This window comes from Mycobacterium sp. Dal123C01, from assembly GCF_052566995.1.
In genome coordinates, this window is the sequence record NZ_CP199580.1 from 1691051 (window position 1) to 1714891 (window position 23841).

Consider the following 23841-nt stretch of genomic DNA (forward strand, 5'->3'; position numbering starts at 1 on the left):
GTCAGTCCTCGCCGAGGATGCCGTAGACCTCGCGCCGCGCATTGTTGAGGATCTCGATGATGCGCTGCTGCTGGTCGGCGGTGGCGGTGTGCGCAGATTGCGCGACCGCGCCGAACAGCTGGCCGATGGCCGACCGCAGGTTCATCTGACCGGGGTCGGCGCCTTCGGCGATCTCGTCCCACGGTGCGGTCTCGACTTTCTCGGCCGCGGCACGGCCTTCTGGGGTCAGCTCGAAAAGCTTCTTGCTGCCGTCGGATTCGCTTGCGACGATCAGACCCTCGTCGTCGAGCAGCTGCAGCGTTGGGTACACGGACCCGGGACTGGGTTTCCAGATTCCATTGCTGCGTTCGGCGATCTGCTGGATCATCTCGTAGCCGTGCATGGGCCGCTCGGCCAGCAGCGTCAGGATGGCTGCTCGCACGTCACCGCGGCGACCGCGGCCTCCTGCGCCGCGACGAAATCCGCCGCGTCGCCCACCGGGGCCGAAACCGAACCCGGGACCGAAGCCCGGCCCAAAGCCGGGGCCAAAGCCGGGACCGAAACCGGGCCCAAAGCCCTGTTCGCCGGCTTGGTCGCGGAGGTTGTCGAAGAATTCCCGTCGGGCCTGCCGCCTGGCGCCATGCAGGGCGCGTCGCTGCCCGGGCCCATGCCCGGGGCCGAAGCCGAATCCGAGGCCGGGGTGACCGGGGAACGGTCCATCGGGGGGAGTGAATGGGTTGCTCATTGTTGTAGTCCTCATGTTCTGGGGTAGCGGGCTGTCTGCACGCTTCGGAATATCACGATATATCGTAAACTAACGCGATGCAACGATCTATTCCAGCGCAAGACCGTCAACGCGGCTTCCCGCAGTCCTGACCTGGACTAACGGAGAACCGCGCGCTCCGGTCCGCGGCTCGTTTGTATCCGGCGGGCGACGGGTACGACCTCACTAATGGACGCAAAGAACCCCAACCTGACGTTCGACAGCCAGATCCACAGCGCCGAGGACCCTGCACAGCACCACAGCGGGGACCGCCACGTGCGGCCCTGGGTTAACTGGGGGTTGGCGCTGTCGACAGTGCCCGCCGCCGCGATCGTCATGCTCTTTGCGCTCGGCGCGGTGATGAGTACCGACGGATGCACCGACCGCAGTTGCCCGAACTTGGGCCACGGCGGGATTGATTTCGGTGTTGCGTTTTACGGCGCGCCGGTGGTGGCCTTCGTCGTCCTTCTGCTGTCTTTTTTCACGGCCAAGCGGCGCGGCGGGGTCGCGGTGCCGCTATGCGGGTGGGCGCTGTTGGTAGTCGATGTCGCGCTGATGGCAGCCAGCGTCGCGAGCTAGCCCGATAACGACTTAGTGCGGCGGCGAGAAGCCGCCCGTTTGCTGTCCCTGCTGGGGCATGGGCGCTGGCGGCGCGGGGTGCCAGCCGGGCGGTCCGGTTAACTGGGGCCCGGCCGCCCAGGGGCCCGCCGGTGGTCCCATCGGGCCAGGTGGCATTGCGGGGCGGAGTCGCGCCAGCTCGCGGCGGTGTCGTTCGGCCAGGACGGCGGCCAGCACCAGCTCGGGCGGGGCGCCGGGCGGGGGCGGCGGCGCGATCCGCGACACCACATCACCGGCAATTCGGTATGCCATTTGCAGCCGCAGCTGGCGATCGAGTTGCGGTGCCCGGGAAAGGAATTGGCGTGCGACTTCAGCCTGGCCGGCGTTGAGGTTCGACAGCTGCAGCGACGACGCCCACCACGCCAACGACGGTGGCATCATCGGTGGTGGTCCCAATCGGGGTCCACGCTCACTGACGACGACTGTGCCGGCGAAGATGTCGCCGACGCGTTTGGCCTTCGGCGACAGAATGCTGCAGATGACGGCGGGACTGCCGGCGAGCATCCAGATCTCCACCACCGATGCCAGCGCGCGAAAAAGGGCCTGCCGGAAGCGTTCTGGGCCGCCGTCGTCGGACACCACTCGCAGGCCCATGACGATCTTGCCCACCGACCGTCCCCTGGTGGCTGTTTCGAATGTCATCGGATACCCGACCATCACGAGCACGGTGAAGATGATCAGGACGGCCCCGCTCAGCGCGTCGTCGAATTGCGTCAGCGTGGTCGCCCACAACATCAGCCCGATCACGTACAACAGGAAAATCACCGTGATATCGATCAGCGCGCTCAGGGCCCGCACCGGCAACTGGGCGATCTGCACGTCCAGCACCACTGCGTCCCCGGTCACCACCTCCGACATAACACCGAACGGTACAGGCTGGATGGGCGTGACCGGTTGCTGTCGGCGGCCCCGAAATTGCGATTAGGCTGCTCAGGGTGGACGTCGACGCATTCGTGCTGACCCATCGCGGTACCTGGGACCGGCTTGATCAGTTGATCAAGAAGCGCAGGTCGCTGACGGGCGCGGAAGTCGACGAACTCGTCGAGCTGTACCAGCGAGTGTCCACCCATCTGTCCATGCTGCGGTCGGCGTCGTCGGATTCGCTGATGATCGGCCGGCTGTCGAGCCTGATCGCGCGCGCCCGCTCCGCGGTGACCGGTGCTCATGCGCCACTGAGCAGGACCTTCACCCGGTTCTGGACGGTGTCGTTTCCGGTGGTCGCCTACCGCACGTGGCGGTGGTGGTTGGGCACCGCGGTGGCATTCTTCGCCGTCGTGGTGGTCATCGCATTCTGGGTGGCCACCAATCCCGAAGTGCAGTCCGCGGTCGGAACACCAAGCGACATCGACCAATTGATCAATCACGATGTCGCGTCCTATTACAGCGAACACCCCGCCGCGGCGTTCGGGCTGCAAGTCTGGGTGAACAATTCCTGGGTTTCCGCGCAGTGCATCGCGTTCTCGGTGCTGCTGGGACTGCCGATTCCGTTCGTGTTGTTTCAAAACGCCGCCAACACGGGGCTGATCGCGGGCCTGATGTTTCAGGCCGGCAAGGGCGACATCCTGCTGGGCCTGCTGGCTCCGCACGGGCTGCTGGAACTGACGGCGGTATTCCTCTCCGGGGCAGCGGGGATGCGGCTGGGGTGGTCGGTGATATCGCCGGGAGACCGGCCCCGCGGACAGGTGCTCGCCGAACAGGGCCGGGCCGTCGTTTCGGTCGCGGTGGGACTCGTCGGTGTGCTGCTGGTCTCCGGGTTGATCGAAGCCTTGGTGACGCCGTCACCCTTGCCGACATTTATTCGCGTCGGTATCGGGATCATCGCCGAGGTGGCGTTCTTGTCGTATGTGGTCTACTTCGGGCGTCGAGCGGCGAGAGCCGGGGAGACCGGCGATATCGACGACGCGCCCGACGTGGTCCCGACCGGCTGAGCCGGCGGAACGTCAAAGCCGCCCAGTCGCTTTCATAGCGAGATAGTGGTCAGCAAGGGCGGGCGCGAGCTCGGTGGGCGGCGCGTCGACGACGTCGACGCCGCCCTGACGCAGCCGTGTGGCGATCGCGCGGCGGTCATTGCGCGATCGTTCGGCGGCCGCGGCGTCGTAGACCGCTGCCGCATCCGAACGCCCGGTGGCCATTTGGTCCACCCGCGGGTCGGAGACCGCGGCGACCATCAGATGGTGTTTGGACGATAACCGCGGCAACACCGGCAGCAGGCCCTCGTCGAGGGCGGTGGCGTTGAGGTCGGTCAGCAGCACCACCAATGATCGCCGCCGGGTGCGCCGCGCGATGGCGGCAACCATTGCGCGCCAATCGGACTCGACAAGCGTTGGCTGCAGCGGGGCCATCGCGTCCACCAGCTGGGCGAGCAGCTCGGTGCGCGAGGCGCCGAACACGCCGGCCCGGCTGACCCGGTCATGGGCGAGGAAATCGACATGATCGCCGGCCCGCGACGCCAGCGCGGCCAGCAGCAGTGCGGCGTCCATCGACCAGTCCAGACGAGGCCATCCCGCGGGGTCGGCTCCCGGACCAGAAGAAGTCGGATCCACACCCACGCGGCCCGCCGCCATGCGTCCGGTGTCGAGCACAATCACCACCCGCCGGTCGCGTTCGGGCCGCCAGGTACGGACCATGACATCGGCGCGACGCGCGGTGGCACGCCAGTCGATCGAGCGCACATCGTCGCCAACGACATACTCGCGCAGCGAGTCGAATTCGGTTCCCTGTCCGCGTATCAGTGTCGGCAGCAGCCCGTCGATCTCGCGAAGTCTGGCGAGCCGCGACGGCAGGTGCTTGCGCGACAGGAAGGGGGGCAGTACCCGGACTTGACCGGGCACCGGCTGCGAGCCCTGCCGCCCGGCCAACCCCAGCGGCCCGATGGATCGGGCGGTGACTACCGCCGCACGCTGGTCGCCGCGGCGGACCGGTCGCAGGTGGGTCTGGACACGCTGGAGTTGCCCGGCGGGGATCTTGAGCGCGTGGATGCGTGGTTCGGCGCGCGCGCTGGGTGGCCAGGCGTCGCGGATTTGGCCGCGGAAGCGGCGGGGGCCGTCGTTGTGGATCTCCACATTCACATCCACCGGTTGGCCCAGCCGGGCCGAGCTGTCCGGTGAACGGATATAACGCAGTCTGCGGGTGCTGCCCGCCAGTGCGATATCGACAGCCACCGCTGTCGCCAGCGCTGCCAGCAGCACCTCGAAAACCTTTTCCGGCCAAGGGGAAAGTGCGATCGGCAGGATGCCGATCAGCGCCACCAGGCCAGTGCGTCCGGTCAGGATCACTAGCGGGGCACCGGAACCGATGCCAAGATGCCGTCAAGCACTCCGTCGGGCGTCGCACCCTCGAGCTCGGCTTCGGGACGAAGCATCACCCGGTGCCGCAGCGTCGGGCGGGCCATCGCCTTCACGTCGTCGGGAGTGACGTAATTGCGGCCGGATAGCCACGCCCATGAGCGGGCGGTGGCCAGCAGGGCTGTCGCGCCACGCGGTGAGACACCCAGCTGTAATGCGGGGGAGGAGCGGGTTGCTCCGACGATGTCGACGATGTAGCCCAATACCTCATCGGCGACCAGTACTTGCTGCACCGCTTGGCGACCGGCCGCCAGCTCGGCGGGTCCGGCCACCGGTTTGATCGCCGACAGGTCGCGAGGATCGAAGCCGTGTGCGTGCCGGCTGAGGATGGCGATCTCGGAATCACGCGGCGGCAGTGTCACATTCAGCTTGAGCAAGAAGCGGTCGAGCTGGGCTTCGGGCAACTGGTAGGTGCCCTCGTATTCGATGGGGTTCTGGGTGGCCGCGACGATGAATGGGTCTGGTAGCGGCCGGGATTCGCCATCCACGCTGACCTGACGCTCCTCCATGGCTTCGAGCAGCGCGGCCTGCGTCTTGGGCGGGGTGCGGTTGATCTCGTCTGCCAGCAGCAGATTGGTGAATACCGGGCCCTGCCGGAATACGAACGCGGCGGTGCGCGCGTCGTACACCAGCGAACCGGTGATATCGCCGGGCATCAGATCCGGCGTGAACTGCACGCGCTTGAAGTCCAATTGCAATGCCGCGGACAGCGCTCGGACGAGCAGCGTCTTCGCCACTCCGGGAACACCTTCCAACAGCACATGCCCGCGGCACAGCAGCGCGATCACCAGGCCACTGACCACCCCTTCCTGTCCGACGACGGCCTTGGCGAGCTCGCCGCGCAATGCCAGCAGTGCATCTCGCGCCGAGTCGGCGTGCGGAGATTCTGCGGTAGCGGCTTGCGGTGTGGAAGGGGACTGTGTCACGAGTTGGTGACCTGCCTTTCGATTTCGTCGAGTGCATGGGCAAGTTGGAGCAAGTCATTGTCGGTATTCGGCGGTGGGCCGAACAGGTGGTGGGAAACGAATCCCGCGTCGATCCCGGTGCGCTGGGAAACCGTCATGACCACCGCCTGCGCTTGCGCGCCGGGGCCCAAGCCGAGCCGGGGCAGCAGCCGCTGCAGTGTCGCGGTGCGCAGTGCCGCGGCGGCGCGATCGCGTGCCCGGCGGGATCGGTACAGCCGGCCGCGGCCCTCCACGGTCTCCGACGCGCGTACCACGACGGGTAGGTCCTCGGCCACCAGCGGACCGGGACGGCGACCCTTCCACAGTGCAACCAGCAGCACGACCACCCACAGCTGCCAGACGATCCAGGTCACGTTGTCCGGAATGAGGTCGAAAATTGAAGTTGGGGAGGATGTTTCACCCTCGGCGTGATGTGGCGCGTACCAGATGAGGCGGGGCCGGTCGCCCGCAAGGTTCATCGCGAGGGCGGCATTGCCCGCCTGCAACAGGCCCCCGTTGGTCATGAAGTCGCTACTCCCGACCGCGGTGGTGGTTCGCCCGTTGTCCCGGAACCGAATCAGCACCCCGTCGTAACAGCTGGTGATTGGCCGGCCATCTTTGACGTCGAAAGTGTCGCTTGGCCCGAAGCGAACCGACCCGGCCCGGGTGGCTTCTCGCAGAGTGCAATTCGGGTCGCTGTCGAAGGTGCTGGCGCCCGAGATGCGCACCCCGGGCAACAGCGCCTCGCGGGTTCGCGCGGTCGGTTCGACCAGCAGCAGGTCGCCGGGCGCACCGGCCAGCCGCTCCAATTGCGAGTCGTCGGTCAGGTACTGGCTCTGCGCTACCAGGATCAGCGTGTCGGGACGTGCTGCATGTTCGACGTCGGAGATGCTGCCTGCGACGATAACGTCGACGCCGCCGTCGCGTAATAGCGTCACCAGCGCGTGGGCACCGTCGGGTTCGGTGGATGCCGGATCCATTCGAGCACCCGGCCGGGGCGCGGTCAGGTATGCGCCGATCCAGGCGACGACCGCGAGCACGACCAGCGTCAGCGCGACCCCGCGCCACGACCGCCACCGTCGGGTTGACGGAACCGACGCGATGGTCGCCATCACCGCACCTGCGCCCATGATTCGGCCGGAGCGTGATGTTCGGTGCCGGATGCGGCGGCCGGCGCTCGCGTCCGCAAGTGGTCGTCGAGATCGACGATCATCTGGTAGGCGGCCTGGGTGCCGGGCACCTCGCCGTAGGTGACATCGTTGAATGCCGTTGCCGCCTGGGATAATTCGTCAGTCAGATGTGGCAACGCCTCGGCGGCGTCTCGCGCGAGCTCGTTGGCGGTGCGCCCAGGCGCCGGGTTCAGGACGCCGGTCTCCTCGAGTTGACGGGCGATGGCACGCAACCGGTGACGGATGGCTACGGTCCAATTTCCCTCCGCTGCATAGCGTTCCGCAGTTTCGCGATGTTGGGCCGCGGTGAGCTGGGTGGCTTCGAACAATTGGTAGTCGCCGCGGCGCCTGGTGCGCATGGTGCGCCGAGCGATGTGGATGGCGACCACGATCGCGACGGCCAGCAAGGTCAGCAGCACCGCGGTGGTCAACCATCCACCGGGTATCGAGGCGCTCTTCTGCAACAGCCGATACAGCAGTTCGTTCATCCAATCGAGGAACTGCTGTGTCGCGGACGCCTTGGTGTAGATCGGTTGGTTGAGCTCTGACTCGGCGGCCTGATGTGCGGCATCGCGGTCGATGTCGATAGAAGGCACTGTCAGCTGTTTCTCACGCTGGCCTGGTCAGCCAGAGGTTGTCGGTCGACGCGGCCGCGTAGGGTCCGCTCGCAGCGCCGGACTGCAGCACCAGATCGAAAGCCTCGGCACGGATTCGGCGGTCGGTGTAGAGCAGTACGATCACGCCGGCGTTGAACGGTGCCGTGATGATCTGGCCGATCGCCGATCCGATCGACGTGATTACGGTGCCGAGCAACAGGATTCCGGTGGACGGCATTCCGGCCAGCATCACCTGGCCGACGATGCTGAACGGTGCACTGATCGCGCCGGAGACCACACTCGCCACGATGAACGTCAAAACCCGGATGCCCAGTACCCGCCAGAAGCCGTTGCGAAGCAGCGCAAAGGATCTGGTGATCGCTTCGATGACCGGCAGCCGCTCCAGCACGATCAGCACGGGTGCGAACAACACGACCATGTACAAATACACCATCAACGCGATCATGGCGAAGAAAAGCGGGACACCCAGCAGCACCGCCGCGGCCCCGCTGCCGATCGCCGCAAGCACGGCGACGATCACCGCCGCCAGCCCGAAGAGAATTCCCACGACGGCAGCTTCCAGCAGCGCCAAGCCGAGCAGGGGCAGCAGCCGCCCACGGATCTTGGCCCATGTTTCGCCGATGGTGATCGGCGATCCGAACACCGCGCGCCCGACGATAACGGTGAGCATTCCGGACAGCAGCATGCTGCCCAGCCAGGTGACCAGCACGCCGGCGCCCATCGACCCCAGCCAGGCGCCCACGACTCCCCAGCTCATTTCGGCTGATCGATCGGTGCTGAACCTGCCATAGGCGGCGATCGGCCCAACAGTGGCGATCAGCGAAATGATCTGCATGACCACAACGACGATCGCGGTCAATCCCAGGGTGGCCTTCGGGTTGGCGCGAATGTAGCCGACCGCGCCGTTGAAGATGTCGCTCAGGCTCAACGGACGCAGCGGGATGATCCCGGGTTTGATCGCTCCCGGGGTCAACTGGGGTGAGCCGTAGCCAGGCGGCGGCCCGTAGCCGGGCGGCTGGCCGTAGCCGGGTGGGGGACCGTAGCCGGGCGGCTGGCCGTAGCCGGGTGGGGGACCGTAGCCGGGCGGGGGGCCATAGCCAGGTGGGGGGCCGTAGCCGGGCGGCGGCCCGTATGCGGGTGGGGGGCCGTAGCCGAGCGGCGCACCGTATGCAGGTGGCGGCCCGTATGCAGGTGGCGGACCGTACGCGGGCGTGCCATACCCCGGGGGCGGATAGCCGGCCGGTGTCGGCCCTCCCGGCTGGGGACCAACCGGATAGCCAGGCGGCGGGGCGCTCACCGTGTCGAACAGCCGTTGTCGTTCGTCATGGGCTCCATCCTGTCGGCGGTCGGGCCTTTTCTCAATCTTCCCGGGTTTCGGGTCCCGGCCCCGCTGGCCTGCGCAGTCTGCACGCTGTCCCGGCGCGTAGCGTTTCCGGCATGGCGGAACTCAAAGCCCGGCTCCGGGCGGACCTGACTGGGGCGATGAAGTCCCAGGATAAGTTGCGGACCGCAACCCTGCGCATGTTGCTGGCCGCGATCCAGACCGAGGAAGTCTCCGGCAAGCAGGCCAGGGAGCTTTCCGATGACGAAATCCTCAAGGTGTTCGCCCGGGAATCCCGCAAACGCGGCGAGGCCGCCGAGATCTACACCCAGAACGGCCGCGGCGAGCTCGCCGCCACCGAGCACGCCGAGGCGCGGATCATCGACGACTATCTGCCCACGCCACTCACCGAGGCCGAGGTGGCCGATGTGGCCGACACCGCCATCGCGCAGGTTGCCGAGGCGATCGGCGAGCGCCCCGGCATGAAGCAGATGGGACAGGTCATGAAGGCGGCGACCACGATCGCGGCCGGAAAGGCAGACGGCGCCCGGCTGTCTGCAGCGGTCAAAGAGCGGCTCTAGGCGCGTCGCACTCGCGGTTTGCGTCCACGCGCCCGGGGTATCCGGTGTGCTATGACCAAGTTCGGCTATACGTTGATGACCGAGCAGAGTGGACCCAAAGACCTTGTGAGCTATGCGGTTTCAGCCGAGGAACGCGGATTCGACTTCGAGGTCTGCAGCGACCACTTCTCCCCGTGGCTGACTTCGCAGGGGCATGCGCCAAACGCCTGGGCGGTGCTGGGCGCGGTGGCCCACGCTACGCAACAGGTGGATCTCTACAGCTATGTCACGTGCCCGACGATGCGCTACCACCCCGCGATCGTCGCCCAGCAGGCCGCCACCGTGCAGATACTTGCCGACGGACGGTTCACGCTCGGGTTGGGCAGCGGTGAAAACCTCAACGAACACGTCGTCGGCAAGGACTGGCCCACCGTCGAACGGCGCCATGACATGCTGCGCGAAGCCATCAAGATCATTCGTGAACTGTTCGGCGGCCGGCTGGTGAACTGGCGTGGCGACTACTTCCAGGTGGACTCCGCGCGACTGTGGGACGTGCCCGATGTTCCGGTCGGCCTGGGCGTGGCGATAAGCGGGCCGAAGAGTGTCGAGAAATTCGCCAAACTCGCCGACCATCTGGTGGCCGTGCAGCCCGACAAAGACCTGGTGGACTCCTGGCATGTTGCCCGGCAGGCCGCCAACGGGACCGAAGGCGGGCGAGTCGTCGGGCAGATTCCGGTGTGCTGGGATCCTGACCGTGACGCCGCGATCGAACGCGCGCACGATCAGTTCCGGTGGTTCGGCGGCGGGTGGGCGGTCAACGCCGACGTGCCCACGCCGGCCGGTTTCGCCGGGGCCACTCAGTTCGTGCGCCCCGAAGATGTCGCCGAGAGCATTCCCTGCGGGCCCGACCTCGACGCGATCGTGGACGCGGTCCGGCCCTACTGGGAAGCCGGCTTCACCGACGTTGCGCTGGTTCAGATCGGCGGGCAGACCCAAGATCTGTTTCTCAAAGAAGTAGCAGAGCCCTTGCTGGCAGCGCTGCGGGCGGCAGCACCCTAACCGCGCTCGCAGACCCAACCGTGAAGGAGAACGAGGTGTCAAACGAATTGCAAGGCAAGAGAATCGCCATTCTGGCCACCGACGGCGTGGAAAAGGTCGAACTCGAGCAGCCTCGCGCGGCCCTGCAACAGGCGGGCGCTCAGACCGAAGTCCTCTCGTTGAAACCCGGCGAAATTCAAGCACGCGAGCATGATCTCGAACCCGCGGGAACTTTCGCGGTCGACCGTGTGGTGTCGGACGCGTCGGTAGCTGAGTTCGACGGCTTAGTGCTCCCGGGCGGCACGGTGAACCCCGACAAGCTGCGGATGGACGCGACGGCAGTCTCGTTCGTCCGTGACTTCGTCGGATCCGGAAAGCCGGTCGCGGCCATCTGTCATGGCCCGCTGACACTGGTGGAAGCCGGTGTGGCGGCGGGGCGAACACTTACCTCCTATCCGAGCATTCGCACCGATCTGCGCAACGCGGGCGCGCGGGTCGTCGACGAGGAAGTCGTCGTGGACGGCAACGTGATCACCAGTCGCTCTCCGGCGGACCTGCCCGCATTTTGCTCGACACTCATCGAGCAATTCGCGCACGCTCCAACGGGTTAAACCATCGCCGGGCGGGGGCGGCGTTTCAACGCATTGTTTGTGGGCATTTAACACAACATGCCGTGATCACCACGGCGATCACCCGAAAGGCGCACCGTTGATCAGCACGTACCCTGCTCCTGTCGACGTCTTGGCTGCGCCCACGGTGTATCAGCCACAAGAAGACTCCCGATTGCTCGTTCGGGCAATGCAACACAGCGGAGTCGTCTCCGGTCGTCGAGTCCTGGATCTGTGTACCGGTAGCGGGTTCGTCGCGCTTGCGGCTGCCGACATGGGTTGTGCCAGCGTTACCGCGTTCGATATTTGTCCGCACGCGGTGCATTCCACCCTGGGCAACGCGGCCGTGGCGGGGGTCGACATCGACGTCCGGGAAGGCTCGTGGATTGCCGCCCTGAGGTGCGCGCCATTCGACGTGGTGGTGTCCAACCCGCCCTACGTGCCGACCCCGCCGGAGGCCGACATTGAGGCCGTCTCGCGGGGTCTGGGCCCGTCCTGGGCGTGGAATGCCGGTCCCGATGGGCGCCTGGTGCTGGATCCGCTCTGCGCATCGGCATCAAAACTGCTGTGCGACAGCGGATCCCTGCTGCTCGTACACTCGGCCCTGGCTGGTGTGCAACAGTCTCTGGACTGCCTGCGGTCGACCGGATTGGACGCTGAAGTCGTTGCTTCCGAATGGATTCCATTCGGGCCGGTGCTCTCGGAGCGGGCGGACTGGCTGGAGGAAATCGGCCTGCTGCGGCACGGCTGCCGGGAAGAGGAGTTGGTTGTGATCCGGGCGGATAAGCCATGAGCGGAACACGGGTACGCGTGGTACCCAAAGGCCCCATTCTGGTATCGGGCCCGGTGCGAATCGAAATGGACGGCGGGGGCGTCGTCGAATCCGACCGGTTCATGGTCGCCATCTGCACCTGTGGCCGAAGCAAGGAATATCCGTTATGCGACACCAGCCACCGGCGCTGTCGGCACGTCGAAGGTGTTGGCCCAGAGCCTAACTGAGGCTAGTCGAGAGGTCGCCGCAACGACGTTAGGTCCTGCGTCCAGGACGCCATGATGGTATCGGCGAGTCGATCTTCGACCACAGTGAATGCGCGCATTCCGAAAACGACGTCGCGGTCCAACTGCGGTTCGCGGGCCACGAGATCGCCGACCACGTCAAGGCGTACCACCTGTTCGTGCACCGCGTCGGCCTCCACGTGTTCGCGGTAGAAGGCGACGCAGGCCGGCGGTGCGGCCATCCTCTCCAGGGCCTCAACCATCCGGCGGGATCCGGGCGACGAGGTGATCTCCGTCGCGGCGAAGTGCCCGATTGCCGCGCCACGCAGCCAGCGGTGCAAGCCGAACAGCGACATCAGGTTGACCACGGCTAGCGCGTCGGCGGGGACGGCATCGAGGTAGCCCAGATATGTCGGGTCCAGATCGGCTGCCGTCAACAGATCCGCATAGAGCTGCTGGTGCAGTCGGGCAGCCTGTCCGGCGCCATACTCGTCGAATTCGATTGCCACGAACGCCGCCTTGGCACCGCCCGTCAGCCGGGGAATCGCCCAGGCGTGTGGATCGCCCTCCTTGAGGTGATACAGCGATCTTTGCGCCAGGTATTCGCGCATCTGCTGCCACGTCCCGGTGTCGCGCAAATAGTAGGACGGGCCGGTGCCCTCGACCGGTTCGACGGAAATCGCTTCCATTTCCAGTGCCGCGGTGTGGTCGGGGTCGATCGGCTCGACGTCGCGGCGCACGCCTGCCAGAAAGGCACGCTCGAGTTCGGCGCGCAGACCCAACAGGTCGGGATTCCATTCCCAGGTGGGATCGACGCCCGCAAAGCCCCGGTAGTGCAGCTCGTAGCACATGCACAAGGCCAGCTGCAGGTCGAGGCCGTAGGGATCCGAATCACGGACGGATGCGCCGGTCCGGGCGAGATGGTCTCCGGACGGAGGTCCGGTCAACGCGCGATGCACCGCCGTCGACAACGGTCCGTGTGCTGCCGGTAGGGCAGGTTCAAGCATGATCGACGCGCGGGTCACGTCGTTGGACATACCACGATCGGGGTCGCCGCAAACGGTGTCAGCGCCGTCAGCTCGGCGCTTGCTAGCGGCCACCGGACCAGTCTTCGACCCCGGCCGGCGCCGTCGGCAGTCGAAAGGTGATGTCGACCGTGGTTCCGGTTGGGCTGTTGTCGATCTCCATCGAGTCACTGATGGCCCTCATCAGGATCAGGCCCCGTCCGCTGTTACCCGGGTTGATCGCCGGCAGCTTCCAGGATCCCTGATCGGTGACGCGCGCCCGGATTTCACCGTCAACGGTTTCGACTTCAAGCTGCGTCGTCCCGGCCCCGTGCCCGCGGTAGGCGTGCTCGACGCAGTTGGTGCATGCTTCGTTGACGACCAGCACGATGTCGTCGATCAATTCGCGCGGGACTTCGGCGGCTCTGAGCCAATCGGCCAGCCGATGCCGGGTGCTGGACAATTCATCTGCAATAGCATGGGTTTCGATGTGAAGCGGCGCCTGCTGATGCCGGTATATCACCATCGCCACGTCGTCGTCGTATCCCGCTGCCGGAGACAGCTCGCGCAGCACCGCATCCGCGACGGCGTCCAGCGGTAAGGTCATCGTCTCCACCAAAACGTCGGCGGCGCGGATGATTCCGTCGTCAATCGAGACGTGTTTGCGTTCGACCAATCCGTCGGTGAACACCATCAGCGTCGAGCCGGACGGCAGTCGCCGGGACAGTTGCGGGCGAGGCTCGTCGCGACGCACCGCGAGCGGCACTGAGCGGGCATCGTTCAATATCGTGGTGCCGGAGTTGGGCCCGGCGAGCACCGCGGGCATGTGTCCCGCGTTGCTGTACTCCAAGACGCCGGATTCGGTATCTAGGATTGCCAGAAAAACGGTGGTGCAGTAAGCATTTGGAATGAGCCTGGCGGCCAGGTCGAGTTGCTCGAGCACTAGCGCGGGTTGGGCGCCGTTGATCAACAGGGCGCGCGCCGAGCTGCGTAGCTGGCCCATGATCGCCGCGGCCGGCAGACCCCGGCCCACGCAGTCGCCGACGACCATGCCGATGCGGTGATCGCCGATCGGCAGCACGTCGTACCAGTCGCCCCCGATCTCCAACGGCGGAACAGCGGGTTCGTAGCGCATGGCAAATCCCGGTGGCGGCTCCATCGGTGGCAGCAGCGCGCGCTGCAGTGTCAGCGATGTCTCACGAGCGCTCTCGAATTGGCGCACATGCTGCATGGCCAAACTCAGGTGACCGATCAGCACCGTGACCAGGAGCCGATCCTCCGCGCTGACCCAGCGCGATGCACCGAGTTCCAACCACAACGCGAGGTCTCCGGTGCCAGAGAGCACCGCGACCAATCCCTGCGCTTTGCCGGGCTTGTCTGGCTGTTCGACGATTTTGGCCGTCAGCGGCAGCTGGTGGCGTGCGTCCTGAAAGGTGTTGCGCAACCAGTCATCTAGTCCGCGCCACGTCGTTTCGGCGGGCTCGCCCGCCACCTGAACAGTGGGCTCCCCGTCGCCGGCCGGCCAGGTCACTGCGATCACGCGCTGGACGCCGATCGCCGTCCGGCACTCGTCGAGGGTGATCGCCAATACCTCGGCGACGCTTTTGGCGACCGCCACGGCGGTGGCCAGGCGCAGCACCGCGCTCTCCCGGGCGGCAAAGGCCCGCTCCGCGGTGACGTCGCGAATCGTCCCGACGTAGACATCTCGGTCCGACCCGGCCTCCCGGACCGCGTTGATGCTCACCATCACCCAGGCGAGATGTCCGTCGCGATGGCGAATCGGAGTCTCGTACTGGGCGGCGCCGTCGCTGCGGACCTTCGATTGTTCTTCTCGCGCAGTCTTCTTGTCGACCAGCCACGGGTGCGGCCACCGGTAGGGCAACCCCTCGGGGGGATAGCCGAGGATATCGATGAAGGCGTTGTTCATTTCGAAGATCGAGCCTTCATGATCGGCGACGAAGAAGCCCTCCTGTAGCGAATTCACCAGAGCTGTACGGAATTTGTCGCGGTCGGCGAGACCGTCGGCGCGGGCGCGCTGTTCGGCGTAGCGCCTGGTGCCATCGAGAAACCCCCGAGTCGCGACGTCAAGCGGGGCCAGCGTCTGCAACAGAAATTCCAGTGCGACTGGTGCGTCGATCTGAATGTTCTTGGACATTTCGAGGACCAGCCGGACGTGGTGCTCGATGATGTCGAGCATGCTGACGCGTTCTTGCAATGCCCGGCGCCCGAGCTCGTGGCCGACCGCAAGGCTGTCCTCGTCACGCGCGCCCAAATACGTCCGCAGTGCGGCGATGTATTGAGCGTGAAACTCGTCTGCATCGGTCATATCGAGACTCCCCGGTGACGCGCGGCGAGCACCATCGCGTCGTCGGTTTCCTTGGCATGTTTGGCCAGAATCTGTTCGGCTATCACCGTGGCCGAAGCGGCAAAGTCGATATGGTCCAGGTGATCCTCGGTGATGCCGTCGCTGGCGATGACGATCAAGTCACCGCCGCGAAGCGGAACCACCTGCGCCGGCCTGATTTCCGGGATGCGATAGCCGACGATGCCGGCGGCAAGCCGCGCACTGGATCGGATGTGGACACCGGTCGCGTCCTTGGAGACGAGGTTGGCGCTGACATTTCCGACCCCGGTCCAGGTGAGCGTTCTGGCCGCGAAATCCACCCGAGCCAAGCTCATCGCGACTCCTCTGGTTCCACCCAACACACGGTGACAGAGTTGGACCAAGACTTCGAGCCGCTCGCCGCCGGCCCGCTGCAGCGCATCCACGGCGCGCGTTGCGGCGCTCGCGGCGTCAGGACCGTGACCGAGGCCGTCGATCACCCCGAACAGAGCGGCACCATCATCGATGGGGATCGCGATCTTTTGATCACCGCTGGTGGCCTCGCCCGGTAGTGGGCGCCCCGCGTTCGCCCACTCGATCGGCCCTAGTCGACCATTGTCATGCACGGTCATGCACGGGCCGGTACCCATTTCCACATTTCGACAACCGTGCCCCGGCCGTGTTCGGACTCCACCACCAACCGGTCCATCAAACGGCGGGCACCGGGCAAGCCCATACCTAACCCGCGACCGGTCGAATATCCGTCCTCCATTGCCCGTTCGATGTCGGCGATACCCGGACCGTCATCCTCGGCGCGAACGACTAAAGCCTTGCGGCCGTCCCGTTCGGCCACCATGACCTGAACTGCGCCGCGACCCGCGTAGCTGGTGATGTTTCGGGCGATTTCGGAGATCGCCGTGGCGATCATGGTGACGTCGGTCAGCGAGAATCCGAGGTCGAGTGCTAGCTGATGTCCAGCCTTGCGGGCTGCGACGATGTCGTCGGAATTATTGATGTTGACGACAATGTCACACGCCACCGTCGCGCCCGATCGTCGGTTTCCCTGCTCCCTGTTGGCGATTCAGCAGTGCGAGGCCCTCTTCGAGATCCAACGCGGTGTTCATGTCGTCGAACGCGAGACCCAGCTGGACCATCGCGAAGGCCACCTCTGGCTGCAAACCCACGATCACGGTATCCGCGCCGCGCAGCCGGGTCATGTGCGCAATCGTGCGCAGCGAGCGGGCCGCGAAAGAATCCATCACGTCGATAGCGGTGACGTCGACGATGATGCCCTGCGCGCGGAATTGGCTGACCCGCTCCATCAGGTCGTACCGAAGTCGTTCGGCGTCGGAGTCAGACAGGGCGGCCTGCACCGAGGCGATAAGGATCGAGCCCTGTTTCAGGATGGGTACTGGCATACGGCGCCCGTGTTGGTGGTGCTCACCCGGTCAGCTCGCCGGTGCGCGTGACTTCGTAGCCCAGCAGGCGCTCGGCTTCTTCGATACCGCCCTGTAGGTCACCAACGGCGTTCATCTTCGACAGGTCCAGCCCGATCGTCACCAACGTCAGGGCGATTTCCGAGGACAGGCCGGTGATGATCACGCTCGCGCCCATCAACCCGGAGGCATCGACCGTTTGCACCAGGTGGTTCGCCACGGTGGAGTCGATGGTGGGCACACCGGTGATATCGATGACCACCACTTTGGCGCGGTTAGCGCGGATGGCTCTCAACAGTTGCTCGGTGACCTGCCGGGCCCGCTGACTGTCCAGCACGCCAATGATCGGCAGAATCAGCAGCTGCTCGCGCACCTGCAACACCGGGGTGGACAGCTCGCGGATCGCCTCCTGCTGCTGGCGGATGATGCGCTCACGTTCCTGCACGAAGCTGACGCCCACGGTGTTGGCGATGCGGTTGGCCGCCGGCTCGTAGGCGTCCAGAACACGGTTGAGCATTTCGAACTCGGTCTGGTACTTCTCGAACAGCGAGCGCGCGAGCACGTCGCGCAGCAGCAGCACGATGCCGAGCACCTCGTCGGTTTCCACGCCTCGCGGGATGATGCGTTCCGACAGGTCGCGCGCGTAGGCCTGCAGCGCCTCGACGCTACCGGTTTCGAGGACCTCAACGTAGTTGTCGTAGACGGCTGTCGCTTCGGAGAAGAGCTCCTCCGGGGTCATCGCCGTGAGCAATTCGGCCTCGGTGATCCGGCGGGCCCACTCCTCGCGCAGAACCGTGCGATTCTGTCGCAGATGCTGCACTAGCTGCGGAAGAAGACCTTCACTGGAGATACTGGCCGTTTGCGAGGTGGTGCCGGTGCTGCTGGAATCTGACATCTGGCCTCCCGGGTGCCGCGTCGCGCTCCGCAGTGCGCAGGTTGTATGGGGAGACTAGCGTGAATGGACGCGCGGCAGGCGTTGAGGTCTTCTTCTTCTCGCAGTTCGCACGGCAGGCTAGGCTTGCACCACATTGAAGCCCGGGACAAAGGATCACCATTGTCAGCACCTGATTCGATTACCACGTTGGTCGCGGACCACGATGGGGTGTCCGTGGTCAGTGTCAGCGGCGAAATCGATCTAGTCACCGCACCGGCTTTGGAACAAGCCATCGGTGCGGTCGTTGCGGAAGCGCCGACGGCGCTGGTCATCGACCTTTCCGCGGTGGAGTTTCTCGGCTCGGTCGGGCTGAAGATCCTGGCGGCGACCTTCGAGAAACTCGGCAAGGCGGCGGAGTTCGGGGTGGTCGCGCGGGGTCCGGCGACCAGACGCCCGATTCACCTGACCGGTCTGGACAAGACGTTCCCGTTGTATCCGACGTTGGACGACGCCTTGACCGCCGTGCGGGAGGGCAAGCTCAACCGCTGACGTCACCCACGTCATGGCCTCTGTCCCTCGAAGTCGAGCGGGCCGGTGGGTGCGATGATCACCGACATGGATGTCGACCACCCGGAAGACGACCAGCGATGGGATCGCGATAAGCGCGGCGAGACCGAAACTGAGCGACTCGACCGCAACTGGACCAGCCTGTTGCAGGAACTCCGTGTGGTGCAGACCGGCGTGCAGCTGCTCACCGGGTTCCTCCTGACGCTCCCGTTCCAGCAGCGGTTCGACGTTCTCGATCAAGAGATGCGGACGGCGTATCTGGCGACGGTGGCATGTTCGGTAGGCGCAACGGTTCTGCTCATCGCCCCGGTCGGCATTCATCGGCTGCTGTTCCGCCGGCATCGCCTGCAGGTGCTGGTGTCGGCCGCGCACCGGTGCGCCTACGCCGGGCTGGCGCTGCTCGGGTTGGCGCTGACCGGGGTGACGGCCATCATCTTCGTCGCGGTGGCCGGGACCACCGCGGGGTTGATAGCTGGAGCGTGTGCGCTGGCGATGTTTACGGTTTTTTGGTGGCTGCTGCCGCTGTCGCTGCGCACCCACGGCAAGTAATCAGCGGTCGCGCACCAGCGCCGCGATGCGGGTGGATTCCAAATGATCGAGAAGGTCCTGCGGGTCGGCGAAGATCGGTGACGCGCCGGCCGCCTGCAATTCGGTGTCGGCGGTGCCGCCGCTGCGCACTCCGATGCACGGCACCCCGGCGGCCTTGGCAGCGTGTGCATCCCAGACGGCGTCGCCGACGAACACGGCCCGGTCAGGACTCACACCGACCCGGTCCATCGCGACTTGCACGATGCCCGGCTCGGGCTTGGCGGTGTCGACGTCGCGGGACGACGTCGTTGCTGCGATCACGTCGTCGCAGCGGAGCACCTTGCGCAGCATGTCGAGTTCGTCGTCGGGGGCCGAGCTGGCGAGTACCACCTGCAGACCCAGTTCGGCGACGCGGCGCAGCAACTCCCGGGCGCCCGGCAATGGTGCCAGCAGTGGCGAGATCTCCCGGTAGTACCGGCTGTGCGCATCGCTGAGCCGGTCTTGTACATCCGCCGGGGCGTCGTCGGAAAGGGCGCGCACCAACTTCGAGCCGTCCATGCCGATGCCGCGATGGATGCGCCAGGCCGCGACCGATATGCCTTCGGCATCAAACGCGCGTTGCCACGCGTAGACGTGCAGGTAGTTGGAATCGACCAGGGTTCCGTCCACGTCGAACAGGACAGCGGGAGCACTCATCGCTGCGGCATACCCGCCTTGGGGCCCGCTGACACGAGGTCTCCTGGCATACAACATGTTTCGCCCACCGCCGTGCCCGTGGGGCCGACCTGCGGTTTGAGGCCACCGGGGTTGCCTCGTGCCCCAAATTGTCGGGCGCGCAATTTCTTCGGCTGGACCAGTGTGGGGGGCATCAGAACGGGGTACCGCCTTTGCCCAAGGGGGAGTACACGGACGTGCGTCATCCCGCCACCCAGCCAGGAAGGAACAGCCATGAAGACCGCAAGCGATTACGACGCGCGTCGCGTGAGCGACATCGAGACCCAAGAGCCTTCCGAACTCCGCCAGCTGGATCCCAAATTGGCGGGGCCGGCCACCGCAGTTGTCGATGACGATCCCAACGATGTGCATTTCTTCGAGCTGCCGGGCGCGGACCTCTCCGGTGAAGAACTGGCCGTGACGGTGATTCCGCAGCGGTCCGACGAGTTCACCTGCTCGAGCTGCTTCCTGGTTCAGCACCGCAACCGGATGCGCCTGTCCAGTGCCGGGCTTCCCGTTTGCGCCGATTGTTCGTAGCCCGTTGGGAACTACAATCGACGGTATGCACGGCGTTTTAGTTTTCGACGGTCGGTGCGGGGTGTGCACCCGGGCGGTCAACCTGTTGGCTGGGTGGGATCGAACCGGCATGCTGCGCATCGAACCGATGCAATCGCCGGGGATGGCCGACCGGCTCGGGGTTACCGACGACCGAATGCTGGAATCGGCGTGGTGGCTGGACTCGTCCGGCGCGGTCTTCGCCGGCGCACACGCCATGAATGTCGCCCTGGCCACGGCACTGGGCACGCGGTTGCCGTTGTGGATCTACCGGATTCCCGGCGTTGGCGCGGCGCAGAACGTCATCTACCGCTGGGTGGCGACACATCGATATCGCTTCCGCGGTGTGACGCCGCTGTGCGAAGCCGAGCCTGAGCGATGCGCGTAGTCGCCGCCCTCTGATTGGCATCGGCGCGTGGCAGCCCCCGCCATTCGTGGCGAGAACTCGCCGAATGGCATGAGTCGTCCACCCGGTTTGCCCGCGCCGCGGGTGTTTCGTCCGGCCTTTGCCGGCGCGTACGCGCTGGCGTATCTGGTGGGCGGCGAGCGTCGGATGCTGCGATTGATCCGCCGGTACGGACCGATAATGACGATGCCCATCCTCAGTTTGGGCAATGTCGCGATCGTGTCGGACCCGGAGTTGGTCAAGCAGGTCTTCACCGCCGCGCCCGACGTCCTGCTCGGCGGCGAAGGGGTGGGACCCGCGGCGGCGATCTACGGCTCGGGATCGATGTTCGTGCAAGAGGAGCCCGAACATCTGCGGCGGCGCAAGCTTCTGACGCCTCCACTGCACGGCGCGGCGCTGAGCAGTTACGTGCCGATCATGGAGAACTCAGCACGCGCGGCGATGCGCAGTTGGCCCGTCGATCGACCGTTCGAGATGCTGAAGGCGGCGCGGTCGCTGATGCTGGACGTGATCGTCAAGGTCATCTTCGGCGTGGACGATCCTGACGAGGTGCGGCGATTGGGCCGCCCATTCGAACGATTGCTGAATCTCGGTGTCTCCGAGCAGTTGACGGTCCGCTACGCACTGCGGCGGCTGGGCGTCTTGCGCGTGTGGCCGGCGCGGGCGCAGGCCAACCGGGAGATCGATGCGGTCGTCATGCCGCTGATCGCCGCGCGACGATCCGATCCCCGTCGCAGCGAGAAGCTCGACATTCTGACATTGCTCATGTCCGCCCGCGGCGACGACGGAGAACAATTGTCGGACAACGAGATCCGCGATGATCTGATCACCTTGATGCTGGCCGGTCACGAAACGACAGCAACCACGCTGGCATGGGTCTTCGACCTTCTGCTGCACCATCCTGATGCGCTACAACGTGTGCAGGCTGAGGCCATCAATGGCGGGGAAGACTTCACCACCGCGGTGATCAACGAGACATTGCGGATACGTCCCCCCGCGCCGTTCACGGCACGCGTTGCCGCGCAACCGTTTCCTATCGGCGGCTACTGTATCGAAGCCGGAACGCGAATCGTCGTGCATATCGTCGCCATCAACCGCAACCCGCAGACCTACGCGCATCCCAACGAGTTCCGACCCGAACGATTCCTCGGTAGCCGACCGCAAACGTACGCATGGGTCCCATTCGGTGGGGGTATCAAACGCTGTCTGGGGGCGAGCTTTTCGATGCGAGAGCTGATCACTGTGCTGCACGCCCTGTTGCGCGAAGGCGAGTTCAGCGCCGTCGACGAAAAGGCGGAGAGGATAGTGCGGCGCTCGATAATGCTTGCGCCCCAGCATGGAACCCGAGTGCGGTTCCGCCCTCGCACACCACGCTAGTTTTGTGACCACTCCCGCGCGCAGATGCGGCAACGCCGGGTAACTGTCGCCGGTTCGCCCTCGGCGGGCTGACGGACCAAATGGGTGGAGAGATCGCCGCAGCCGGGGCACGTGCAGGTCGCGAGGTACGGCTCGACGGGTTGCCCGTTCATGAGGTGCAGGTTTTCCGCCCCGGAAAAGGGCACGATTGCCAACCGCTCAGGGCGGGGACCGCCGCTGGGAGTGTCGAACCACAGCAAGCCGCAGACCACCATCGCCACTGCGCCAAAAATGGCCACAATGACCAACGGGATGTTCCATGGCCAGTTCGGTGGAATGGGGGTCAGCGCGAGAAACAGCATCACGGCGGAGATCAGGAAACTGATAATGGTGCCGGGTTTAGCGAATCGGTAGCCGCCGACTTGCAGCGCATCCCATACGTCGATCTCCTGCTGCCGTTGAGCGATCTCCAAAAGCGTTGGATGGTAAGGAAAGTCGGCGGACGTCGCAGAATCGAGGAGGCTGGCGACGGTTTGGCGCGATCCGCGACTCGTTCGCCGCTCGGAGATCGGCCTGACCAACGCCATGTCGGCCAAGTCTAATGCGGAATGCCCGCCGCGGCGAGGCGCCGATTGTTGTGGCTAGCCGCCGACAATGTTTCGTGCGGATTTGCGCAGCGGGCGGATCGGCCTTTCGGACGAACCCGGCGCGGAATTACGAGCCAATTTTCGTGGGGATCGCTGCGAGGCGAGGAAGGCTTAGGCCGAGAACAGAGTCTGTTGCTGGCCGAATTCCGATGATTTCTCAGCGCTGACTCAGCGACGAACTTGTACGGTCGGGCGCTGTGGGCAACACGGGGTTCCGCGGTCGTTGACCGATCACGGTGTGGTTGGAATTATGCTGGATTTTGCGGCGTTACCGCCGGAAGTCAACTCGGTCAGAATGTATTCCGGTCCGGGGCCTGGGCCGTTGTTAGCTGCTGGGGTTGCTTGGAATGCGTTGGCTGCTGAGATGCGTTCGGCGGCAACTGCTTACGATTCGGTGCTTAGGGAGCTGCTCAGCGCAGGCTGGTTCGGCCCATCATCGACGTCGATGTTGGCCGCTGCCGAGCCCTATCTGATGTGGCTGAACACCACTGCCGCTGCGGCTGAGCAGACCGGTGTGCAGGCGCATGCGGCCGCGACGGCTTTTGAGGCCGCGTTTGCGATGACGGTGCCTCCGCCGGTGGTGGCGGCCAACCGCACCCTGCTGGCGAACCTGGTGGCCTCCAACATCTTCGGGCAGAACACGCCGGCGATCGCGGCCACTGAAGCCGAATACGCCGAAATGTGGGCCCAGGATGCCGGAGCGATGAGCGGTTACGCCACCGCTTCGAACTCCGCGGCACAAATCACGCCGTTCACCTCGCCGCGAACGAACACCACCCCCGACGCGGCGGCCGGACAAAACGAGGCGGTCAGCCAAGCAGCCAACTCGGCGGCCGGGAATACGCAGTCGCTGTTGTCGGCCAACACCTTCTCGGCAAATGAGCTCGCCGCTGACCCTCTTGCTGCTGCCGCATCCCAAGGATCGCTGACTGACTACCTGACGGGCCTGTTGGACGGGTCGAACAACACGGCGTTGGGCAGCTTCTTGGGAAGCAACTTCTTCAGCAACTCGGTCATTACCGGGTCGATAGGTGGCGGCCCGTTCAACCCGCAAACGATCCTGGCATCGGCAGTGGGTGCCATGGGCGCGAGCGCCACGGTCATGCAGGGTCTAGAGGACTTCGGTTTCGGCGCGGAAGGCGCCGGGACTGCCGCCCTGGCATCTGACACTGTTCCGTCAGCGGGGCCTGGGCGGTGCAAGTGCTGCGGCGGGCAACGCGCATCTGGTGGGGTCGATGTCGGTGCCCCAGAGTTGGGCGTCGGCGGCCAATATCGCCGCCGGTCAAACGGCGGCGCCGGTGAGTGGTCTCAGTGATATTGGGACATCGGGGGCGCCGGCGGCGGGGGGGCCGGGAGGTGTGGCGGGTCCGCTGGGCGGTAACGGGCGCAGGCTGCGCCGCGCGATTCCACGGTATGGGTTTCGCCCTGTGGTCATGCCGCGTCCCCCGGCTGCCGGATAAGAGAATTCAGGAGA

At 65.6% G+C, this 23841-nt stretch carries 29 protein-coding genes; 14 read left to right on the forward strand and 15 right to left on the reverse strand.

The window, feature by feature from the left end; translation table 11 throughout:
• Window position 1: 1 nt before the first annotated feature.
• On the reverse strand, window positions 2–724 hold the full coding sequence (locus tag ACTXG5_RS07950) for a PadR family transcriptional regulator (RefSeq protein WP_445163159.1): 723 nt from the start codon (window positions 722–724) through the stop codon (window positions 2–4).
• Between the two features lie 207 nt (window positions 725–931).
• Here ACTXG5_RS07950 and ACTXG5_RS07955 point away from each other — a divergent pair, with 207 nt between their 5' ends.
• Complete coding sequence (locus ACTXG5_RS07955) at window positions 932–1321, forward strand: hypothetical protein (protein WP_445163160.1); 390 nt, start codon at window positions 932–934, stop codon at window positions 1319–1321.
• Between the two features lie 12 nt (window positions 1322–1333).
• On the opposite strand, the gene ACTXG5_RS07960 is transcribed toward ACTXG5_RS07955, so the two are convergent.
• Window positions 1334–2218, reverse strand: a complete 885-nt coding sequence (locus ACTXG5_RS07960) for an RDD family protein (RefSeq protein ID WP_445163161.1) — start codon at window positions 2216–2218, stop codon at window positions 1334–1336.
• 77 nt (window positions 2219–2295) lie between these two features.
• Between ACTXG5_RS07960 and ACTXG5_RS07965 the strand changes: the two genes are divergently transcribed.
• Window positions 2296–3288, forward strand: a complete 993-nt coding sequence (locus tag ACTXG5_RS07965; RefSeq protein ID WP_445163162.1) for a stage II sporulation protein M — start codon at window positions 2296–2298, stop codon at window positions 3286–3288.
• A 12-nt stretch (window positions 3289–3300) separates the two neighbouring features.
• Here ACTXG5_RS07965 and ACTXG5_RS07970 read toward each other — a convergent pair whose 3' ends face one another.
• The 5 genes from ACTXG5_RS07970 to ACTXG5_RS07990 are packed head-to-tail and all read right to left on the reverse strand — an operon-like array spanning window position 3301 to window position 8797.
• The gene (locus tag ACTXG5_RS07970; protein ID WP_445163163.1) at window positions 3301–4635 is read right to left on the reverse strand and encodes a DUF58 domain-containing protein; all 1335 of its coding nucleotides are present in this window, start codon (window positions 4633–4635) and stop codon (window positions 3301–3303) included.
• Window positions 4635–5630 carry an AAA family ATPase gene (locus ACTXG5_RS07975; RefSeq protein ID WP_445163164.1) on the reverse strand — a complete coding sequence of 332 codons (996 nt, stop codon included), beginning with the start codon at window positions 5628–5630 and terminating at the stop codon, window positions 4635–4637. The genes ACTXG5_RS07970 and ACTXG5_RS07975 overlap by 1 nt, the downstream gene beginning before the upstream one ends.
• Complete coding sequence (locus ACTXG5_RS07980; protein WP_445163165.1) at window positions 5627–6778, reverse strand: DUF4350 domain-containing protein; 1152 nt, start codon at window positions 6776–6778, stop codon at window positions 5627–5629. The genes ACTXG5_RS07975 and ACTXG5_RS07980 overlap by 4 nt, the downstream gene beginning before the upstream one ends.
• Window positions 6760–7413, reverse strand: a complete 654-nt coding sequence (locus ACTXG5_RS07985) for a DUF4129 domain-containing protein (protein WP_445163166.1) — start codon at window positions 7411–7413, stop codon at window positions 6760–6762. Before ACTXG5_RS07985 ends, ACTXG5_RS07980 begins: the two co-directional genes overlap by 19 nt.
• A 13-nt stretch (window positions 7414–7426) precedes the next feature.
• A complete protein-coding gene (locus ACTXG5_RS07990; RefSeq protein ID WP_445164309.1) occupies window positions 7427–8797 on the reverse strand; it encodes a DUF7847 domain-containing protein in 1371 nt (456 codons plus the stop codon).
• 74 nt (window positions 8798–8871) lie between these two features.
• Between ACTXG5_RS07990 and ACTXG5_RS07995 the strand changes: the two genes are divergently transcribed.
• The 5 genes from ACTXG5_RS07995 (at window position 8872) to ACTXG5_RS08015 (ending at window position 11960) form a co-directional block, all read left to right on the forward strand.
• Window positions 8872–9336, forward strand: coding sequence for a GatB/YqeY domain-containing protein (locus ACTXG5_RS07995; protein WP_445163167.1), 465 nt, complete (start codon window positions 8872–8874; stop codon window positions 9334–9336).
• A 51-nt stretch (window positions 9337–9387) separates the two neighbouring features.
• On the forward strand, window positions 9388–10374 hold the full coding sequence (locus tag ACTXG5_RS08000; RefSeq protein WP_445163168.1) for an LLM class F420-dependent oxidoreductase: 987 nt from the start codon (window positions 9388–9390) through the stop codon (window positions 10372–10374).
• A gap of 35 nt (window positions 10375–10409) precedes the next feature.
• A complete protein-coding gene (locus ACTXG5_RS08005; protein WP_445163169.1) occupies window positions 10410–10964 on the forward strand; it encodes a type 1 glutamine amidotransferase domain-containing protein in 555 nt (184 codons plus the stop codon).
• A gap of 97 nt (window positions 10965–11061) precedes the next feature.
• On the forward strand, window positions 11062–11754 hold the full coding sequence (locus tag ACTXG5_RS08010; protein WP_445163170.1) for a HemK2/MTQ2 family protein methyltransferase: 693 nt from the start codon (window positions 11062–11064) through the stop codon (window positions 11752–11754).
• A complete protein-coding gene (locus ACTXG5_RS08015; protein ID WP_445163171.1) occupies window positions 11751–11960 on the forward strand; it encodes a CDGSH iron-sulfur domain-containing protein in 210 nt (69 codons plus the stop codon). Before ACTXG5_RS08010 ends, ACTXG5_RS08015 begins: the two co-directional genes overlap by 4 nt.
• Before the next feature lie 2 nt (window positions 11961–11962).
• On the opposite strand, the gene ACTXG5_RS08020 is transcribed toward ACTXG5_RS08015, so the two are convergent.
• From ACTXG5_RS08020 to ACTXG5_RS08045, 6 genes are all read right to left on the reverse strand, one after another.
• Complete coding sequence (locus ACTXG5_RS08020) at window positions 11963–12964, reverse strand: iron-containing redox enzyme family protein (RefSeq protein ID WP_445164310.1); 1002 nt, start codon at window positions 12962–12964, stop codon at window positions 11963–11965.
• Window positions 12965–13046: 82 nt separating this feature from the next.
• On the reverse strand, window positions 13047–15287 hold the full coding sequence (locus ACTXG5_RS08025; RefSeq protein WP_445163172.1) for a SpoIIE family protein phosphatase: 2241 nt from the start codon (window positions 15285–15287) through the stop codon (window positions 13047–13049).
• Window positions 15284–15910, reverse strand: coding sequence for a SpoIIE family protein phosphatase (locus ACTXG5_RS08030; protein WP_445164311.1), 627 nt, complete (start codon window positions 15908–15910; stop codon window positions 15284–15286). Before ACTXG5_RS08030 ends, ACTXG5_RS08025 begins: the two co-directional genes overlap by 4 nt.
• 2 nt (window positions 15911–15912) lie before the next feature.
• Window positions 15913–16323, reverse strand: a complete 411-nt coding sequence (locus ACTXG5_RS08035) for an anti-sigma regulatory factor (protein WP_313862137.1) — start codon at window positions 16321–16323, stop codon at window positions 15913–15915.
• On the reverse strand, window positions 16313–16702 hold the full coding sequence (locus tag ACTXG5_RS08040) for an STAS domain-containing protein (RefSeq protein ID WP_313862136.1): 390 nt from the start codon (window positions 16700–16702) through the stop codon (window positions 16313–16315). The genes ACTXG5_RS08035 and ACTXG5_RS08040 overlap by 11 nt, the downstream gene beginning before the upstream one ends.
• Before the next feature lie 22 nt (window positions 16703–16724).
• Entirely contained in the window at window positions 16725–17615 is an 891-nt protein-coding gene (locus ACTXG5_RS08045; protein WP_445163173.1) for an STAS domain-containing protein, read from the reverse strand.
• 159 nt (window positions 17616–17774) lie between these two features.
• On the opposite strand from ACTXG5_RS08045, the gene ACTXG5_RS08050 reads away from it, so the two are divergent.
• Together ACTXG5_RS08050 and ACTXG5_RS08055 are read left to right on the forward strand one after the other, a co-directional pair.
• The gene (locus tag ACTXG5_RS08050) at window positions 17775–18143 is read left to right on the forward strand and encodes an STAS domain-containing protein (RefSeq protein WP_445163174.1); all 369 of its coding nucleotides are present in this window, start codon (window positions 17775–17777) and stop codon (window positions 18141–18143) included.
• A gap of 66 nt (window positions 18144–18209) precedes the next feature.
• Window positions 18210–18710 carry a DUF6328 family protein gene (locus tag ACTXG5_RS08055; RefSeq protein WP_445164312.1) on the forward strand — a complete coding sequence of 167 codons (501 nt, stop codon included), beginning with the start codon at window positions 18210–18212 and terminating at the stop codon, window positions 18708–18710.
• Here the strand turns inward: ACTXG5_RS08055 and ACTXG5_RS08060 are convergent, their stop codons facing one another.
• A complete protein-coding gene (locus ACTXG5_RS08060; protein ID WP_445163175.1) occupies window positions 18711–19385 on the reverse strand; it encodes an HAD family hydrolase in 675 nt (224 codons plus the stop codon).
• Between the two features lie 252 nt (window positions 19386–19637).
• Between ACTXG5_RS08060 and ACTXG5_RS08065 the strand changes: the two genes are divergently transcribed.
• The 3 genes from ACTXG5_RS08065 to ACTXG5_RS08075 all read left to right on the forward strand — a co-directional run bounded on the left by ACTXG5_RS08065 (window position 19638) and on the right by ACTXG5_RS08075 (window position 21741).
• Window positions 19638–19940 (forward strand): DUF4193 domain-containing protein, encoded by a 303-nt coding sequence (locus ACTXG5_RS08065; protein WP_445163176.1) that lies wholly within the window; start codon window positions 19638–19640, stop codon window positions 19938–19940.
• A gap of 25 nt (window positions 19941–19965) precedes the next feature.
• Window positions 19966–20346, forward strand: coding sequence for a thiol-disulfide oxidoreductase DCC family protein (locus tag ACTXG5_RS08070; RefSeq protein WP_445163177.1), 381 nt, complete (start codon window positions 19966–19968; stop codon window positions 20344–20346).
• A 69-nt stretch (window positions 20347–20415) separates the two neighbouring features.
• On the forward strand, window positions 20416–21741 hold the full coding sequence (locus ACTXG5_RS08075) for a cytochrome P450 (protein WP_445164313.1): 1326 nt from the start codon (window positions 20416–20418) through the stop codon (window positions 21739–21741).
• On the opposite strand, the gene ACTXG5_RS08080 is transcribed toward ACTXG5_RS08075, so the two are convergent.
• Window positions 21738–22316 carry a hypothetical protein gene (locus ACTXG5_RS08080; RefSeq protein ID WP_445163178.1) on the reverse strand — a complete coding sequence of 193 codons (579 nt, stop codon included), beginning with the start codon at window positions 22314–22316 and terminating at the stop codon, window positions 21738–21740. The genes ACTXG5_RS08075 and ACTXG5_RS08080 overlap by 4 nt on opposite strands.
• Window positions 22317–22617: 301 nt before the next feature.
• Here ACTXG5_RS08080 and ACTXG5_RS08085 point away from each other — a divergent pair, with 301 nt between their 5' ends.
• Window positions 22618–23682 (forward strand): PPE family protein, encoded by a 1065-nt coding sequence (locus ACTXG5_RS08085; protein ID WP_445163179.1) that lies wholly within the window; start codon window positions 22618–22620, stop codon window positions 23680–23682.
• Window positions 23603–23827: a PPE family protein, SVP subgroup gene (locus ACTXG5_RS08090; RefSeq protein ID WP_445163180.1), complete on the forward strand. Its 225-nt coding sequence runs from the start codon at window positions 23603–23605 to the stop codon at window positions 23825–23827. Before ACTXG5_RS08085 ends, ACTXG5_RS08090 begins: the two co-directional genes overlap by 80 nt.
• Window positions 23828–23841: the final 14 nt, after the last annotated feature.